This window comes from Burkholderia sp. SCN-KJ (assembly GCF_024656005.1).
In the GTDB taxonomy this organism is placed as follows: domain Bacteria; phylum Pseudomonadota; class Gammaproteobacteria; order Burkholderiales; family Burkholderiaceae; genus Burkholderia.
In genome coordinates, this window is the sequence record NZ_JANKOG010000004.1 from 181,705 (window position 1) to 197,404 (window position 15,700).

General features: G+C 67.7%; 17 protein-coding genes. 4 read left to right on the plus strand and 13 right to left on the minus strand.

Annotated features, from left to right (window positions below; all coding sequences use genetic code 11):
* Nucleotides 1-25 precede the first annotated feature (25 nt).
* Nucleotides 26-919, minus strand: coding sequence for an NAD(P)-dependent oxidoreductase (locus tag NQV17_RS08895; protein WP_257771849.1), 894 nt, complete (start codon nt 917-919; stop codon nt 26-28).
* 135 nt (nt 920-1,054) lie between these two features.
* Here NQV17_RS08895 and NQV17_RS08900 point away from each other — a divergent pair, with 135 nt between their 5' ends.
* Together NQV17_RS08900 and NQV17_RS08905 are read left to right on the plus strand one after the other, a co-directional pair.
* Nucleotides 1,055-1,264: a dodecin gene (locus NQV17_RS08900; protein ID WP_006755984.1), complete on the plus strand. Its 210-nt coding sequence runs from the start codon at nt 1,055-1,057 to the stop codon at nt 1,262-1,264.
* A 254-nt stretch (nt 1,265-1,518) separates the two neighbouring features.
* Entirely contained in the window at nt 1,519-2,448 is a 930-nt protein-coding gene (locus NQV17_RS08905) for a LysR substrate-binding domain-containing protein (protein WP_006762467.1), read from the plus strand.
* A gap of 157 nt (nt 2,449-2,605) precedes the next feature.
* On the opposite strand, the gene NQV17_RS08910 is transcribed toward NQV17_RS08905, so the two are convergent.
* Nucleotides 2,606-4,024, minus strand: a complete 1,419-nt coding sequence (locus NQV17_RS08910) for an 8-oxoguanine deaminase (RefSeq protein WP_044843733.1) — start codon at nt 4,022-4,024, stop codon at nt 2,606-2,608.
* Nucleotides 4,025-4,517: 493 nt separating this feature from the next.
* On the opposite strand from NQV17_RS08910, the gene uraH reads away from it, so the two are divergent.
* Nucleotides 4,518-4,871: a hydroxyisourate hydrolase gene (gene uraH / locus NQV17_RS08915; RefSeq protein WP_011657188.1), complete on the plus strand. Its 354-nt coding sequence runs from the start codon at nt 4,518-4,520 to the stop codon at nt 4,869-4,871.
* A gap of 53 nt (nt 4,872-4,924) precedes the next feature.
* Entirely contained in the window at nt 4,925-6,118 is a 1,194-nt protein-coding gene (locus NQV17_RS08920; RefSeq protein WP_257771520.1) for a urate hydroxylase PuuD, read from the plus strand.
* Between the two features lie 97 nt (nt 6,119-6,215).
* Here the strand turns inward: NQV17_RS08920 and NQV17_RS08925 are convergent, their stop codons facing one another.
* From NQV17_RS08925 to NQV17_RS08975, 11 genes are all read right to left on the minus strand, one after another.
* On the minus strand, nt 6,216-6,626 hold the full coding sequence (locus tag NQV17_RS08925; protein ID WP_257771522.1) for an ACT domain-containing protein: 411 nt from the start codon (nt 6,624-6,626) through the stop codon (nt 6,216-6,218).
* 316 nt (nt 6,627-6,942) lie between these two features.
* On the minus strand, nt 6,943-7,455 hold the full coding sequence (locus NQV17_RS08930) for an ureidoglycolate lyase (RefSeq protein ID WP_257771524.1): 513 nt from the start codon (nt 7,453-7,455) through the stop codon (nt 6,943-6,945).
* Nucleotides 7,452-8,465, minus strand: a complete 1,014-nt coding sequence (gene alc / locus NQV17_RS08935; protein WP_257771526.1) for an allantoicase — start codon at nt 8,463-8,465, stop codon at nt 7,452-7,454. Before alc ends, NQV17_RS08930 begins: the two co-directional genes overlap by 4 nt.
* 62 nt (nt 8,466-8,527) lie before the next feature.
* Nucleotides 8,528-9,049: a 2-oxo-4-hydroxy-4-carboxy-5-ureidoimidazoline decarboxylase gene (gene uraD, locus NQV17_RS08940; RefSeq protein ID WP_044843738.1), complete on the minus strand. Its 522-nt coding sequence runs from the start codon at nt 9,047-9,049 to the stop codon at nt 8,528-8,530.
* Nucleotides 9,046-9,999, minus strand: coding sequence for an allantoinase PuuE (gene puuE, locus NQV17_RS08945; protein ID WP_257771528.1), 954 nt, complete (start codon nt 9,997-9,999; stop codon nt 9,046-9,048). The genes uraD and puuE overlap by 4 nt, the downstream gene beginning before the upstream one ends.
* Nucleotides 10,000-10,149: 150 nt before the next feature.
* On the minus strand, nt 10,150-10,986 hold the full coding sequence (locus NQV17_RS08950; RefSeq protein ID WP_257771530.1) for an aspartate/glutamate racemase family protein: 837 nt from the start codon (nt 10,984-10,986) through the stop codon (nt 10,150-10,152).
* Between the two features lie 10 nt (nt 10,987-10,996).
* Nucleotides 10,997-12,481, minus strand: coding sequence for an NCS1 family nucleobase:cation symporter-1 (locus NQV17_RS08955; RefSeq protein ID WP_257771533.1), 1,485 nt, complete (start codon nt 12,479-12,481; stop codon nt 10,997-10,999).
* A 149-nt stretch (nt 12,482-12,630) separates the two neighbouring features.
* Entirely contained in the window at nt 12,631-13,335 is a 705-nt protein-coding gene (locus NQV17_RS08960) for a GntR family transcriptional regulator (RefSeq protein WP_044843742.1), read from the minus strand.
* Nucleotides 13,336-13,643: 308 nt separating this feature from the next.
* Complete coding sequence (gene ldcA, locus NQV17_RS08965; RefSeq protein ID WP_044843743.1) at nt 13,644-14,582, minus strand: muramoyltetrapeptide carboxypeptidase; 939 nt, start codon at nt 14,580-14,582, stop codon at nt 13,644-13,646.
* A gap of 107 nt (nt 14,583-14,689) precedes the next feature.
* Nucleotides 14,690-15,271 carry a tRNA adenosine(34) deaminase TadA gene (gene tadA, locus NQV17_RS08970; protein WP_052664610.1) on the minus strand — a complete coding sequence of 194 codons (582 nt, stop codon included), beginning with the start codon at nt 15,269-15,271 and terminating at the stop codon, nt 14,690-14,692.
* Complete coding sequence (locus NQV17_RS08975) at nt 15,268-15,669, minus strand: DnaJ family domain-containing protein (protein WP_044843744.1); 402 nt, start codon at nt 15,667-15,669, stop codon at nt 15,268-15,270. Before NQV17_RS08975 ends, tadA begins: the two co-directional genes overlap by 4 nt.
* Between the last annotated feature and the right edge of the window lie 31 nt (nt 15,670-15,700).

The following is a 15,700-nucleotide window of genomic DNA, read 5'->3' on the forward strand; positions in this document are numbered from 1 at the left end:
TTCCCGCTTCAGCGTCGCGGCGCGCTCACTGCGCCGTCCCGCGCCCGTTGCCGGGCCGGACGATGTCGATGAACGCGGCGAAATCGGCACCGGCAAGCCCCTGCGCGGCGCCCAGGCGCAGCACCTGCTGCACCGTGGCCGATACGGGCATCACCGCACCCGTGTCGCGCGCGGCGTCGGCGATCGCATCGACATCCTTCTGGAACGTACTGAGCGCGCCGATCGGCGCGTGACCGCCTGACGTCATGCGCGGCACGAAGGTCTGCAGCAGCACCGAATCGGCCCAGCCGCCCGCCAGCGCGTCGGCCAGACGCGCGGCGTCGATGCCGCTCGCCTGGGCGAGGCCGACGGCTTCCGCGATCGCGGTCACCGTCGCGGTGACGATCGCCTGGTTGCACAGCTTCGCGGTCTGGCCCGCGCCAGCGTCGCCCATGTGCGTGACGCGCGACGCGTAGGTGTCGATCAGCGGTCGCACCGCAGCGAGGTCGGCCGCGCCGCCGCCCGCCATCACCGCAAGCGTGCCGGCCTGCGCGCCGGGCACGCCGCCCGACACCGGCGCATCGATCCAGCCGACGCCGAGCGCGGCGGCACGCGCCGCGTAATCGCGCGTCGCGGCAGGCGGAATGCTCGAGTGATCGACGATGCGCTTCAGGCGGCGTGCATGCGCATCGCCGGCAAACAGCCCGTGCTCGCCGAACGCGACGTCGCCTACCGCACGGCCGTCGAGTACGCACATGAACACCGTGTCGACGCGCTCGGCCAGTTCGCGCGGCGTGTCGACCACCTGCGCACCGTCCTTTTCAAGCGCCTCGGCCTTGCCGCGCGTGCGGTTCCATACGCTGACCCGGTGGCCCGCCGCCAGCAAATGCCGAATCATCGGCGCGCCCATCAATCCCGGTCCGCAAAATCCGACTTCCACGATCTTCCTCGTCTCCAATTGAGGTTGCACTTGCCGCCCATCATACCTATCACTCAAGAAGCCGGACACGCGCGGCGCCGCTTCGGGCCCGCCGCTTGCGCCGGCCGCACACACCGACATCCCAGGGAGCGCATCATGAGCGACCACGTCTACAAGCTGATCGAACTGACCGGTTCGTCGCGGCAATCGTGCGACGACGCCATCCGCAACGCGATCTCGAAAGCCGGCAAGACGCTGCACAACCTGCACTGGTTCCAGGTGACCGAAACGCGCGGCCACATCGAAGGCGACCAGGTCATCCACTGGCAGGTCACGCTGAAAGTCGGCATGCGCATCGACGACTGACGCACGCGTGTCACGCGCGGTGCCCTGACCACCGGATGCGTGCAATGCGCATCCGCGCGGTACCGCGCACGCCCGCATTCCGCCCCTTCACCCGTTCCCGCTTCGGCCCTTTTCAGCCCGCTTCAGCCCGCTTGGCGAGGCCCGGCGACGGGTGTCTGCGGGTATCCATCTCTTGACGCTGACTTTCGTTCATATTAAAAACCATATACCCACCTCCCCCATCGATCAGCCCAGCCATATAAACCGGAGAAATCATGAGTCAGCAACGCGAGGCGATCGACACGTACCTCTTGCGCGTCTTGCACACCTTGTTGATGGAGCGCAGCGTCACGCGCGCGGCCGTCAAACTGAACCAGTCGCAACCGGCGATCAGCGCCGCGCTGCGGCGCCTGCGCGACATCACCGGCGACCCGCTGCTGGTGCGCGGCAAGTCCGGCATGGTCCCGACCGAATACGGGCTGCGCCTGCTCGAGCCGGTGCAGAACGCACTGCGCGAAATCGAGCGCATCAAGTTCCAGCAGCACAATTTCGACCCGGCCACGTCGATCCGCTGCTACCGGATCGGCTGCCCCGACTACCTGAACGTGCTGTTCGTGCCGACCGTCGTCGAACGCTTCCGCCAGGCGGCGCCGAACGCGACGCTCGAGTTCCATTCGCTCGGCCCCGCGTTCGATTACGAGCTCGCGCTGGAAGACGGCAAGCTCGACATCGTCGTCGGCAACTGGCCCGAGCCGCCCGAGCAGCTGCATCTGTCGAACCTGTTCGTCGACGAAATCGTCTGCCTGATGAGCAACACGCATCCGTTCGCGAAGCGTGGCGGGCTCACGCTCGACCAGTACCTGAACGCGCCGCATCTCGCGCCGACGCCGTACTCGGTCGGCCAGCGCGGCGCGATCGACGTGCATCTCGCGCGCGAACGGCTCAAGCGTCACGTGGTCGTCACGCTGCCGTACTTCAACCTCGCGCCGTACGTGCTGGTGAAGTCCGACCTGATCTTCACGACGACGCGCCTGTTCGCCGATCATTACGCGAAGTTCCTGCCGCTGTCGGTCGTGCCGGCACCGCTCGACTTCCCGCCGATGCAGTATTACCAGCTGTGGCACGAACGCTGCCACTACTCCGACGAAGTGCGCTGGCTGCGCAGCCTCGTCGCCGAAGCGACCCGCACGCTGATCGAGGCGTAAGCGCGCACGACGCGCGCGCCGGCCACGCCGTTGCGGGGTGGGCCGGTGTGACGCGCGGCGCTGGTGGCTTCAGCTTCAACCCCAACCTCAGCCGTAGCCACGGCCGCGCGCCCGATCCGCGGCGTGCGGGCGCGGCCTTCACCTCACGTCGACGCGGTCAGCGCGACGCCTCCACGAGTGCCTGCGCCAGCGCGTTGTGGCGCTCGATGACCGGCGGCAGGTCGAGCGTCGCGAGCCGCCCTTCCCGCACCACCACCTTCCCGTTCACCACCGTGTACGCCGTCTGCGACGGCGCGCAGAACACGAGCGCCGCGACCGGATCGTGCAGCGCGCCCGCGAACAGCGGCTGGCGCAGGTCGAACGCGGCGAAGTCCGCGGCCATGCCGGGCTTCAGCGCGCCGATGTCGTCGCGGTTCAGCACCTTCGCGCCGCCGAGCGTCGCGATCTCGAGCGCTTCGCGCGCGGTCATCGCATCGGGCCCGAAACCGACCCGCTGCAGCAGCAGCGCCTGCCGCACTTCCGCGACCATCTGCGCGCCGTCGTTCGACGCGGAACCGTCGACGCCGAGGCCGACCGGCACGCCCGCGAGACGCATCTTCCTCACCGGCGCGATGCCCGACGCGAGCCGCATGTTCGAACACGGACAGTGCGCGACGCCGGTGCCGGTGCGCGCGAACAGGCCGATGCCCGCATCGTCGAGCTGCACGCAGTGCGCGTGCCACACGTCGTGACCGACCCAGCCGAGATCTTCCGCGTATTCGGCGGGCGTCATCCCGAACTTCTCGCGGCTGTACGCGATGTCGTTGACGTTCTCGGCCAGGTGCGTGTGGAGCGACACGCCGTAGTCGCGCGCCAGCACGGCCGCGTCGCGCATCAGGCCGCGGCTCACCGAGAACGGCGAGCACGGCGCGACGACCACCCGCAGCATCGCGTAGCGGCCTTCGTCGTGATAGGTCTCGATCAGGCGCTGTGCGTCGCGCAGGATGTCGGGCTCGCGCTCGACGACCGAATCGGGCGGCAGCCCGCCGTCGCGCTGGCCGACGCTCATCGCGCCGCGGCTCGCGTGAAAGCGCATGCCGATCCGCTGCGCGGCGCCGATGCTGTCGTCGAGCCGGCTGCCGTTCGGATAGATGTACAGGTGGTCGCTCGACGTCGTGCAGCCCGACTGCAGCAGCTCGGCCATCGCGGTCAGCGTCGACACCTCGATCATCTCGGGCGTCAGGTGCGCCCAGATCCGGTACAGGTTCGTGAGCCAGCCGAACAGCTCGGCGTTCTGCGCGGCCGGCACCGCGCGCGTGAGGCTCTGGTACATGTGATGGTGCGTGTTCACGAGCCCCGGGATCACGAGGTGGCCGCGCAGGTCGAGCACTTCGTCGGCAGTATCGGGCAGCTCGGCGCTCGGGCCGACCGCGACGATCCGGTTGTCTTCGATATAGAGCCCCGCGTCGCGCAGTTCGCGGCGCGTGTCGTCCATGGTCACGAGCACGTCGGCGTGCTTGACCAGCAGGGTTTTCGGGCGGGATGAGGATGGGTGCGGCGCGCGTGCGTGCGCGCCGGAGTGCTGCTCGGGATTCATGCGTTCTCCGCGTCGGTCAGCCCTTTCGGGCGGTCGCAAAGCCGTTCGAACGCTGATTCGCGGCACGCCCCGGTGCCTGCGTCCGTTCGAACGCCCTGGCCCGGTTACCCGGCGTGCTCGCCGTCTTCGGGGTGCGCCCCGGCCTCGGGCCGACGCGCACGGCGGGAGGATCGCCGATGCGCGCGCGCCGCACAATGCGCGACGCCGAATACTGCGCTTCACGGTTTCGATATGGTACGCGCGCGGGCCGTGCAGCGGCCCGCCGAGCGCGGCGCGGCGGGTTTTTTCCCGCCGTCGACAGCGGTTCATGCGCGGCGCATTATCTTTGATATCGCGCCCGTATTTGCGCGGGGAACCTTTTTACAATGCCTGCACGGCGCTCGCTTCAATCTCGCCGACGGGTATGTAGCCACGTGACGTGGAGCCTCGATCCGCCGCACAGTCATGGATCGAGTCGCCGCCGAACCTCGCATTCACACAAGGACAATTGCGAATGGGAAAGCTCACTACCCACGTACTCGATACGGCGCACGGCCGCCCCGGCGCCGCCATCAAGGTGGACCTCTACGCGCTGGACGGTGAATCGCGCCGCGCGATCAAGACCGTGCTGACCAATAGCGACGGCCGCTGCGACGAACCCCTGCTCGAAGGTGCCGCGCTCGCCGCCGGCGAATACGAACTCGTGTTCCATGCCGGCGACTACTTCGCGTCGCTCGGCGTGAAGGTGCCCGAGCCGCGCTTCGTCGACCGCGTCGTGCTGCGCTTCGGCATCGCCGACACCGCATCGCACTACCACGTGCCGCTGCTCGTGTCGCCGTGGTCGTACAGCACCTATCGCGGCAGCTGACACACGCATCGGCGCCCGCATCAAAGACAACGATCTGAGTCTGGAGGAGTTTCATGGAAGGCTTCATCACCGACTGGCTGAACCTCGCGCTGCGATGGCTGCACGTCATCGTCGCCATTGCGTGGATCGGCGAGTCCTTCTATTTCGTCGCGCTCGACAACAGCCTGAAACCGCCGACCGACGCGAACCAGCGCAAGCGCGGCGTGTTCGGCGAACTGTGGCACGTCCACGGCGGCGGTTTCTACAACATGCAGAAGTACACGGTCGCCCCGCCGGAAATGCCGGATGACCTGCACTGGTCGAAGTGGCCGTCGTACACGACCTGGCTGTCGGGCTTCTCGCTGTTCTTCGTGCTGTACCTGCTCGCGCCGAACACCTACCTGATCGACAAGAGCGTGCTCGACATGGGCCCGGTGGTCGCCGTCGCGTCCGCGCTCGGCTTCCTCGCGGCCGGCTGGATCGTCTACGACACGCTGTGCCGCATCCTCGGCACCAACGATCGCGTGCTGGGCATCTGCGTCGGCCTCTACGTCGTCGTCGCCGCGTACCTCGCGTGCCACATCTTCTCGGGCCGTGCCGCCTACCTGATCGTCGGCGCGATGCTCGCGACGATCATGTCGGCGAACGTGTTCTTCGTGATCATCCCCGGCCAGCGCAAGATGGTCGACAAGATGCTCAAGGGCGAGGAGCCGAACCCGATCTACGGCAAGCGCGGCAAGCAGCGCTCGGTGCACAACACGTACTTCACGCTGCCGGTCGTGTTCGCGATGCTGTCGAACCACTATGCGATGACGTACACGAACAAGTTCAACTGGATCGTGCTCGTGCTGATCATGCTGGCCGGCGCGCTGATCCGTCAGTTCTTCGTGATGCGTCACCGCGGCAAGCAGCTGTGGTACCTGCCGATCGGCGGCGTCGCACTGCTGTCCGGCGCGCTGGTGTGGACGATGCCGAAGCCGGTCGCACCGGAAGCACAGGCTGCGAACGCACCGAAGATCGTGATCAACGACATCATGCCGATCCTGCAGCAGCGCTGCGTCGAGTGCCACTCGGCGAAGCCGACGCTGATGGGCAGCGCGCCCGCCGGCGTGATGTTCGACACGCCGGACGAAGTGTCGAAGAACGCGCAGCGCATCTACGAACAGGCCGTGCGCCTGAAGGCGATGCCGATCGGCAACGTCACGCACATGACCGACGACGAGCGCGTGAAGCTCGCCGCCTGGTTCGAGGGTGGCGCGGCCAGGTAAGCCGCCGTGCGCCGGCTATCAATTGCCGGCGCAATCCTCTCCGTTCGCGGGCCCGGAAACGGGCCCGTTTTTTTGCGTGCGCGGAACGTGTCGCGCGTCAGCCGCGCCGCGCATCGCGCTGCAGCGCGACGAGCGCATCGAGCGCGCGCGGGCCGTCGTCGAACGGCACGAAGATGTGATCGTGATACGCGGCAGCCATCACGTTGCAGCTGATGCCGGCCTCACCCAATGCCCGCGCGAACGCGGCCGTCAGGCCGACCGCGGCGAGATCCGAATGCACGGTCAGCGTGATCCACGCGGCGCGGAACAGCACGGGCCAGCCGCGACGCGCGGCCGTCGCCTCGTCGACCACGACCGTCACGCCTTCCGCTTCGCGAAAGATCGCGATCGTTTCGGATAACGATATTTCCGTATCGGCCGGCAGTGCGACGAATGCGAACGCACCGCGATGCAGTTCGGGCTGCATCGTGCGCAGCAGTATCGTGAGGTCGTTTTCAGGGTGGCTCATCGGGGGAACGCGTCCGGAACCGGACGTCGGGCGGTGGCGATGCGGGCACGATAGCACGCGACCGGCCGTCTCGACGCCCCCGCAACGTCATGTCCGCGTCAGCGCAACGTCGTCCGCGAGCCGGCCGCGCGACGCGACGATGCACGGCACGGCTCGGCTCGGCTCGGCGACACTGCCCGATGCGACGCCGTTCGTCGCGCTGCCGCATCGTGCGTACGAGCACGCACGGCTCGTCGCGCCATGACGCGCGCGCCGCGCATAAAAAAACCCGCGCAGGTCGCGCGGGTTGCTTCGACAGGCGGGGCCGAACTGCCGCTCAGGCCGTCACTGCGTCCAGCGCGTCCTCGGTGAGCCACAGCGATTCCAGCAGGTCCTGCTCGTTCAGGTTCAGCCCGTCGCCGCCGCGGTCGACGACGATGAAGTCGCTGACGCCGCCCAGCGCGATCAGCGGGTGATGCCACACGCCCTTCGCATAATTGACGCCCTGCCACCCGCTCGTCACGAACGCGCGGATCTTCGACGGATCGAGATCGCCGGCCGGCGCGACGACGACGAGATACGGTTGGTCGTTCAGCGGCACGAACGCCTGGCTGCCGAGCGGATGGCGCTCGAGCATCTTCACCTCGAACGGCAGCGTGCGCGGCTGGCCACGGAACAGGTTGACGAGCGTGCGGCCGTCCTCGTCGTTCACGTCGATCTTCGCGAGATCGTGAAAGCGGATCGTCGTGCCGAGATTGATCGGAATCTGCTTCGCGCCTTCGGTTTCGATCACGTCGCCGAACGCCGCGAAGGCTTCCTTGGTCAGCGGTTCGATTGCGAGCGTCTTCATTTGTCGAGCGTCCCCCACAGACGCAGGCGCGATACGCCGCCGTCCGGAATGATGTTCAGGCGCACGTGGGTCACCGGGCCCAGCGATGCGATCTCGGGTTCGAAATAGTGCTGCTTGTCCATCTGCAGCTTCTGTTCGCCGAGCAGCACCGGCCAGAACATCGACTGCGTGATCAGCGAGCTGTCGGTGCCGCCCGACACGTATGCGGCCTGGATCGAGCAGCGGTCCGGATAGTTGCCCTTGAAGAACGCGGTATCGACTTCGATCTTGCGGATCACGCCCGGCTGCGCGAGCGCGATGATCGCCCAGTCGTTGCCCGGCTCGCGGCGACGGCGGGTTTCCCAGCCGTCGCCCATGTTCACGCCGCGGCCCGGCAGCAGCAGGTTCGACGCGACGCCGAAGTGCTGGTTGTTCGCCGCCACCACGTAGCCGCCGTTCTCCATCGCCGCGAGGTCGAACTGCTCGGTCGCGCTGGCGCCGGCCCAGTCGAGCTGCGGCTGGCCGTACACGCGCAGGCGCGCGATGCCGCCATCCGGATAGATGTTCACGCGCAGGTGCGTGAACGCGCGGGTGTCGCTCGCCGCGACGTAGTGATGGCTGTTGCCTTGCAGCGTCGTCGACGGCACGATCTCGACCCATTCGGTCGCGTGCGTCGGCGCGCCGTCGGCCACGTACGCGGCCTCGATCGACGCGGCCGGCGGGAAGTTGCCGGTGAAGTGGCTCGTGTCGATGTCGAAGCCCTTGATCACGCCCGGACGCGCGAGCTTGACGATGCACCAGTCGTAGCCCGTCGTGCGCTTGCGGCGCGTCTCCCAGCCGTCCATCCACTTGCCGTGGTCGTCGTACTTGCCGGGAATGAAAACGGCCGGCTCGGGGTTCAGCATCCGCTCCTTCGGCGCGAAGAAGTCGTCGCTGGCCTCGAGCGCCTGCGCACCGAGACGCGGGTCGGCGAGGTTCACGTAGCGCCGGGTGAAGTCGGGTGCGTCGGGATCGAGAAGCGGAACAGCCATGAGGTTTCCTTGTTTCAGTGATGCGATCAGGCCGCTGCGACGCAGCAGGCCGTCGTGAGGTGTCAGGCGTCGATCAGGTCGTCGAGGCGAAAGCGCGCGATCCGGTAGATCTGGTCGAGGCTCGCGCGCAGTTCCTCGGTGCGCGAATGATTCACGCGCGACTCGAAGTTCGCGATGATGCCGTGCCGGTCATAGCCGCGCACCGCGAGGATGAACGGGAAACCGAACTTCTCGCGATACGTGCGGTTCAGCGTCAGCAGCTTGTCGAACTCTTCCTGCGTGCACTGGTCGAGACCCGCGCCGCTCTGCTCGCGCGTCGACTCGGCCGTCAGCTCGCCGCGCACGGCAGCCTTGCCGGCCAGTTCCGGGTGGGCATTGATCAGTGCGAGCTGGCGGACTTCGCCGCCCGTCTCCACCGCGTTCGACATCGTCTCGTGCAGCGCGTCGATGCTCGCGAACGGCCGCTTGCCCGCGGCGACCTCGGCCACCCACGGCGAATGTTCGAAGATCCCCGACAGCGCCGCGACGAATGCGCTCGGCGCCATCGTGTTCAGTTGCTCCAACGTGTAACGCATCGCCTTCATGCTTTCCCTTCGTTTCGATGACTGGGCTGGTACGGATGATGTTCGCGCCAATGACGCGCGATATCGACACGCCGCGTCACCCATACGCGATCGTGCTTCTCGATGTGATCGAGAAAACGCTGCAGCCCGCGGAAACGCCCCGGCCGGCCGAGCAGCCTGCAGTGCATGCCGATCGACAGCATCTTCGGCGCGTCGTCGCCCTCCGCGTACAGCACGTCGAACGCGTCGCGCAGGTACGCGAAGAAGTGGTCGCCGGTGTTGAAGCCCTGCGGCGTCGCGAAGCGCATGTCGTTCGTATCGAGCGTGTACGGAACGATCAGCTGCGGCGACGTGCCGCCGCCCGACACCTCGACATCCATCCAGAACGGCAGGTCGTCGCCGTAGTTGTCGGAGTCGTACAGGAAGCCGCCGTATTCCGCGACGAGGCGGTGCGTGTTCGGGCTGTCGCGGCCGGTGTACCAGCCGAGCGGACGCTCGCCCGTCACGCGCTCGATCGCTTCCATCCCGAGGCGCATGTGCTCGGCCTCGAGCTCGGGCGTCATGCTCTGGTAGTGGATCCAGCGCCAGCCGTGGCACGCGATCTCATGGCCGAGCTCGACGAAGGCACGCGCGAGTTCCGGATGACGCTCGATCGCCATGCCGACACCGAACACCGTGAGCGGCAGCCCGCGCTTCTCGAATTCGCGCAGGATGCGCCACACGCCCGCACGCGAACCGTACTCGTAGATCGACTCCATGCTCATGTGGCGGTCCGGATAGGCGGCCGCGCCGACGATTTCGGACAGGAACTGCTCGGAGCCCGGATCGCCGTGCAGCACGCAATTCTCGCCGCCCTCCTCGTAGTTCAGGACGAATTGCACGGCGACGCGGGCGCGCCCGGGCCAGTTCGCCTGCACGGGATGGCGGCCGTAGCCGATCAGGTCGCGAGGATAGTTGGGATCGAGTGACATGGGTTCGAAGTGCCGCGAAAGCGTGCTGAAATAATGGGTTCGCATCGACCCGCGCGGGTGCCGGAGGCCGGCCGCACGGGCCGATGCGATGACGGCCCAGTGTAGCGAAAAGGTTCATACGCGCCCATACAGCGGCGCAGATAGTGCAGGTCAGACGGCGTGTATGTGCGGTTGCGGCAAAGCCGGGACCGGTTCCGGTGCGGCGCTCCCGCTGCGCGCCGTGGCGGCGGCCGGCGCGGCCGACGACGCATCCCCCGGCGGGCTGAAATGGGCGAATTCGCCGTCGTAGCGCTTCGGCAGCGGCCGCGCGTAGTCGCCGCGTTTCGCGGTCGCGAGGCGCAGCGCGACGAGCGCCTCGGCCCATTTGACGGCTGCCGTGACACCTTCCACGACCGGCGCGCCGATCTGGTGCTCGATCTCGAGCGCGAATTCGGCCATCCCGGCACAGCCGAGGACGATCGCGTCGGCACCGTCCTCGTCGAGCGCGCGCCGGCATTCGTCGACGATGATCCGCCGCGCGGCCGAACCGGGCCGGTCGAGCTCGAGCACCGCGACGTCGGTCGCCCGCACGTTGCGGCAGAAGCGCTTCATCCCGTAGCGCTCGGCGAGATGCCATGCCATCCCGCAGGTGCGCGCGAGCGTCGTGACGACCGAGAAGCCCGGCGCGAGCACGCTCGCCGCGTGCATCGCCGCCTCGGCGATCCCGATCACCGGCCCGCGCGCGAGTTCGCGCGCCGCATACAGGCCCGGGTCGCCGAAACACGCGATCACATACGCATCGCAGCCGTCACGCTCGCCCTGCGCGATCTCGGCGAGCAGCCCGGGCGTCGCGAGCGCTTCGTCGTAATAGCCTTCGATCGACGGCGGCCCCATCGGCGGGCTCACCGCGACGATCTCGGTGCCTGCCGCCGCGACTTCGCGCGCGCAGCGGCCCATCGCGTCGGTCATCCGCTGCGTCGTGTTCGGATTGATCAGCTTGATCTTCATCGCGCGCTCCTCAGGCCTTCGTGCTCGCGAGCAGCCGGTAGAACACGAAGCCGAGCCCCGCGCCGATGAACCACGAGAAGTTCGCGGCGGCCTGCCAGCCCGGCACCATCACGCAGACGATGGCGATCACCGCGGCCGGCAGCAGCGCGGCGAGCGCGCGGCGGTTCACGCCGCCGGTGTACCAGTAGGTGCCGCGCTCCGACATCGTGTACAGGTCGTCGCGCACGAGCCGGCCGCGCTTGACGAGGTAGAAGTCGGCGATCAGCACACCGTACAGCGGGCCGATGAACGCGCCGAGCACGTCGAGCGTGTAGTGGATCACGGCCGGGTTGTTGAACAGGTTCCACGGCGTGATGAAGATCGACGCGACGGCCGCGAGCATCCCGCCCGCGCGCCAGCTGATCAGCCGCGGCGCGACGTTCGAGAAGTCGAACGCGGGCGACACGAAGTTCGCGACGATGTTGATGCCGATCGTCGCGATCGTGAAGGTCAGCGCGCCGAGGATCACCGCGGTCGGATGGTCGATGCGGCCGACCGTCTCGACGGGATCGGTGATCAGTTCACCGAACACCGGCAGCGTCGCGGCGGTGGTGATCACCGTGACGAGCGAGAACGCGAGGAAGTTGACCGGCAGCCCCCAGAAGTTGCCGCGCTTCACGTCGCCGAACGAGCGGCAATAGCGCGAGAAGTCGCCGAAATTGAGCATCGGACCGGAGAAGTACGACACGACGAGCGACACGGCCGTGATCATCACCGGAATCACTTCCGCGCCGTGATACTTGACGCCGCCGAGGTTGAGGCCGATGTTGCGCCAGCCCGCGCGCCACACCATGTAGCCGGCCAGGATGAACATCACGACGTAGACGGCCGGGCCCGCGAAGTCGATGAACTTCTTGATCGTCTCCATCCCGTTCCAGAACACGAGCGCCTGCAGCACCCACAGCAGCATGAAGCCGGCCCAGCCGACCGCCGACAGCCCGAGGAAGCCGTAGCGATGGACGTCCGCGTACGGCAGCCATTGCGGAAAGAACTTCAGCACGACGATCACGAGCGCGCTCGACGCGAGATAGGTCTGGATGCCGTACCACGCGATGGCGATCAGCCCGCGGATCACGGCCGGCACGTTCGCGCCGAGCACGCCGAAGGTCGCGCGGCACGCGACCGGATACGGCACGCCGATCTGCTGGCTCGGCCGCGCGATCAGGTTGCACAGCCGGTTCACGATCGTGATGCCGACGATCAGCGCGATCAGCACCTGCCAGCTCGTCAGCCCGAGCGCGAACAGGCTGCCCGCGAACACGTAGCCGCCGACGCTGTGCACGTCCGACATCCAGAACGCGAAGATATTGTACGAGCCCCACGTCTGATTCTTTAGTGGTGCCAAATCTTCGTTGTACAAACGTTCGCTGTAGCCGTCCGGCAACACGGGGCCGCCGCCCTCGCCGCCTTCTTCCGCCGGATACGCACTGTCGTGCGCCACACTGAACTGAGCCATGACTTCTCCTTGACGCGGCCTGGCAGCCGCTCCACCGTCATCGATATCGCTCCGGATCGTCGTCCGGAGTCGGACTGGCGGCCGGCGGCGCGAACCGCCGGCCTGCATTGCTCTCGTCGTGTGGCGCGCGGCCGGGTTCGCGTCGCCGCTCAGGCGCCGCCGAACACTTCGCGCAAATCGACCTGCCCTTGCGCGGGCCGGTCCAGCATCTTCAGTTCGACATGCTGCAGGTGGTGCGCCATCAGCGTCACCGCCCGCTTCGAATCGCCCGCTTCCAGCGCGGTCAGGATCTCGTCATGGTCGTCGCACGAGCACGGGCTGCGCCCGTGCGATTCGTACAGCGCCGACATCAGCGTCGAGCGTGCGACGAGCCCGTCGAGGCACTCGCAGAGCGTCGCGTTGCCCGTCAGCGCCGCGAGCGCCGTATGGAATTCGCCCGACAGGCGGATCCACGCCGCGAAGTCGTGCCGCTCGAACGCCTTGCGTTCCTTGTCGATCAGCGCGGCGACGCCCTTCAACCGCTTCGCGCCCGGCCCCGTCGCGAGCCGCTCGACGACGGCCAGCTCGATGATCCGGCGCATCTCGAACACCTCGTGCACGTCCTGCAGCGTCGGACTCGCGACGAACGCACCGCGGTTCGGCTCGAGATCCACCAGCTTGTCGGCCGCGAGCTGCGAAAGTGCCTGGCGGATCGTCCCGCGCTTCACGCCGAACACGTCGCAGAGCTGCGCCTCCGTCAGCTTCGCGCCGGGCGCGAGCCGATGCTCGAGGATCGCGGTGCGAATCCGCTCGGCGATCGCTTCGGGACCGGCGGCGCCGGACGGATGGGTAGCGGAGTCGTTCATGTTCTGCATCGTGTGATGGTCCTCATCCTAGGACGGACATAAAGATTGTCAACAATTCTTTTCTGGAAATGCGCACAATCCGTGTGCATCAGCCTGTGCCAGAGCGGTGCGTAGCGCCCGATATCCAGGCACGACAAGCCTCCCGCGCTTGTCCATGGCGGCTCACGGTGTATACCCTCCCGGGTGTTTTGTTGACAAAAATGGTGCGCGCGACGATACCGACCCGATCGGCGGCGATGAAAATTTCCGACCGTTAGTTGCGCATTTACTTGAAGAAAAAGGCGGGAAGCCCCGCCTTTCGATGGTCCCTGCCGGCCTCAGCCGAGATGCGGATAGTCCGACAGCGTGAGCCGGAAACCGTGCGCATTCGCGACGAGCTGCGCCTGCGCGCCGAACGGCAGCGTCAGCAGGTCGGGCACGTGACCGAACTGCAGCCCCGTGACGACCGGAATGCCGACCACCGAGCGCACCTGGTCGATCATCGCCTGCATGTCGTAGCCGTTGTCGTACTCGAACGGCCGCGCGCCCGTGAACTGGCCGAGCACGAGCGCCTGTTGGCGCGCGAGCAGCCCCGACAGGTGCAGCTGGTAGATCATCCGTTCGATCCGGAACGGCTGCTCGTTCACGTCCTCGATGAACAGGATGCCGCCCTCGATGTCGGGCATGTACGGCGTGCCGACGAGCGACGTGAGGATCGCGAGGTTGCCGCCCCACAGCGTGCCCGTCACGTTCACGGTCTGCACTTGCGGCGCCTCGGTGACGATCGTCGTGGTCGGCTGCGACAGCGTCCGCCAGAAGTGCTGCATCGTGAAATCGCTCGGCGTTTCCGCGCCGAAGTCGGCCGACAGCATCGGGCCGCCGAAGGTCTTGATGCGCGCCTTCGCGTACAGCGCGAGCTGGATCGCGGTGAAGTCGCTGTGGCCGACGAGCGCGATCGGCTGGTCGCGCAGCCGACGCTCGAGCCCGCGATAGTCGAGCCCGTGCAGGATGCGCGCGGCGCCGTAGCCGCCGCGCACCGCGAGCGCGATATCCGGCAGCGCGCGCTCCGGATCCGCGAGACGATTCAGGTCGCCGGCCCGCTCGCCGTCGGTGCCGCCGAAGCGCTGAAAGCGACGCTGCGTCGCCTCGATGTTCTCGATGCGCTGCTGCGCGCCGCTCAAGCGCTCGAGCGCGCGGTTGATCGCATCGGGGTCGTGCGGGTAACCGGACGGCGCCAGCAGGCGGATGGTGTAGGACGCGGCGGGCTGGAAGGACATGGCGAAAGATATCGGGATCGTCAAACCTGCTTAGAGGGTCCGAACCGTCTCCGGTTCACGGAACCGCGCGGCCCGCCCCGCTCCGGGCGACGGGCACGGCGGGCGCGCTATGACGCGCCGGATGCGGCGTCGCGGGCGAGCCGTGCTTCCCGCAGCGCGCGACGGCGCTCCGCGAAGAACGACTTCAGCGCGGCGCCGCACTCGTCGGCGAGCACGCCGCCGGTCACGTCGGTATGGTGATTGAGCTGCGGATTCGCGAACGCGTCGATCACGCTGCCGCACGCGCCCGTCTTCGGGTCGGCGGCGCCGTAGACGACCCGCGCGATGCGCGCGTGCATGATCGCGCCCGCGCACATCAGGCACGGCTCGAGCGTCACGTACAGCTCGCAGCCGGGCATCCGGTAATTCTGCAGATGCTGCGCGGCCATGCGCAGCGCGGCCATTTCCGCGTGGGCCGACGGATCGTGCCCGCCGATCGGATGGTTGAAGCCGCGTGCGATCACTTCGTCGCCGCGCACGAGCACCGCGCCGACCGGTACTTCGCCGGCCGCGCGCGCCTCTTCGGCGGCAGCCTGCGCGAGCCGCATGAAATGCAGGTCGCGCGCCGACACCGGCGCGGCCTCGGGAACGGGAGCATCGGGAACGACAGCCGGTCCGGCTGCCGCGTCGGGCAACGCGTCGGCGCTCACATCGGCCCCGCTTCGGCGGGCGCGTCGTCGAGCCCGCGCTCGCACAGACGTTCCGCGATGCGCCGGCAATAGTCGCGCGGCATCACCATCGGGCCGCCGCGCAGCGATTCGAGCGCCATGTCGAGGGCGAGGATCTTCGCCTGCAGCCGGCAGCGCGCGGCGCGGTCGCTGACCGCCTGCAGTTCGTCCTGCAGGTTGCGCAGCGCGCGCAGTTGCTCGACGGCCGGCGGCACGAAGCCCGCATTCTTCAGGATACGGTTGGCCACCCGCACCTCCTCGGGTACGAGCAGGTCGTCATCCAGCGCCTGCGGCGCGCCGGTACCCGGCAAATCGTCGAACTCGCCCCGCGCGGCGGCGGCGGCAATGCGTTGTTCGACCAGTGCGTCAAGCAATCTCATCAGTCAATCGGAACAAATGCGGCAGCCGAAT

Bases quoted from the DNA above. Each gene is read 5' to 3' on its own strand.
- NQV17_RS08900 (WP_006755984.1), top strand. From the start codon at position 1,055: ATGAGCGACCACGTCTACAAGCTGATCGAACTGACCGGTTCGTCGCGG.
- NQV17_RS08905 (WP_006762467.1), top strand. From the start codon at position 1,519: ATGAGTCAGCAACGCGAGGCGATCGACACGTACCTCTTGCGCGTCTTG.
- NQV17_RS08910 (WP_044843733.1), bottom strand. From the start codon at position 4,024: ATGAATCCCGAGCAGCACTCCGGCGCGCACGCACGCGCGCCGCACCCA.
- uraH (WP_011657188.1), top strand. From the start codon at position 4,518: ATGGGAAAGCTCACTACCCACGTACTCGATACGGCGCACGGCCGCCCC.
- NQV17_RS08920 (WP_257771520.1), top strand. From the start codon at position 4,925: ATGGAAGGCTTCATCACCGACTGGCTGAACCTCGCGCTGCGATGGCTG.
- NQV17_RS08925 (WP_257771522.1), bottom strand. From the start codon at position 6,626: ATGAGCCACCCTGAAAACGACCTCACGATACTGCTGCGCACGATGCAG.
- NQV17_RS08930 (WP_257771524.1), bottom strand. From the start codon at position 7,455: ATGAAGACGCTCGCAATCGAACCGCTGACCAAGGAAGCCTTCGCGGCG.
- alc (WP_257771526.1), bottom strand. From the start codon at position 8,465: ATGGCTGTTCCGCTTCTCGATCCCGACGCACCCGACTTCACCCGGCGC.
- uraD (WP_044843738.1), bottom strand. From the start codon at position 9,049: ATGAAGGCGATGCGTTACACGTTGGAGCAACTGAACACGATGGCGCCG.
- puuE (WP_257771528.1), bottom strand. From the start codon at position 9,999: ATGTCACTCGATCCCAACTATCCTCGCGACCTGATCGGCTACGGCCGC.
- NQV17_RS08950 (WP_257771530.1), bottom strand. From the start codon at position 10,986: ATGAAGATCAAGCTGATCAATCCGAACACGACGCAGCGGATGACCGAC.
- NQV17_RS08955 (WP_257771533.1), bottom strand. From the start codon at position 12,481: ATGGCTCAGTTCAGTGTGGCGCACGACAGTGCGTATCCGGCGGAAGAA.
- NQV17_RS08960 (WP_044843742.1), bottom strand. From the start codon at position 13,335: ATGCAGAACATGAACGACTCCGCTACCCATCCGTCCGGCGCCGCCGGT.
- ldcA (WP_044843743.1), bottom strand. From the start codon at position 14,582: ATGTCCTTCCAGCCCGCCGCGTCCTACACCATCCGCCTGCTGGCGCCG.
- NQV17_RS08975 (WP_044843744.1), bottom strand. From the start codon at position 15,669: ATGAGATTGCTTGACGCACTGGTCGAACAACGCATTGCCGCCGCCGCC.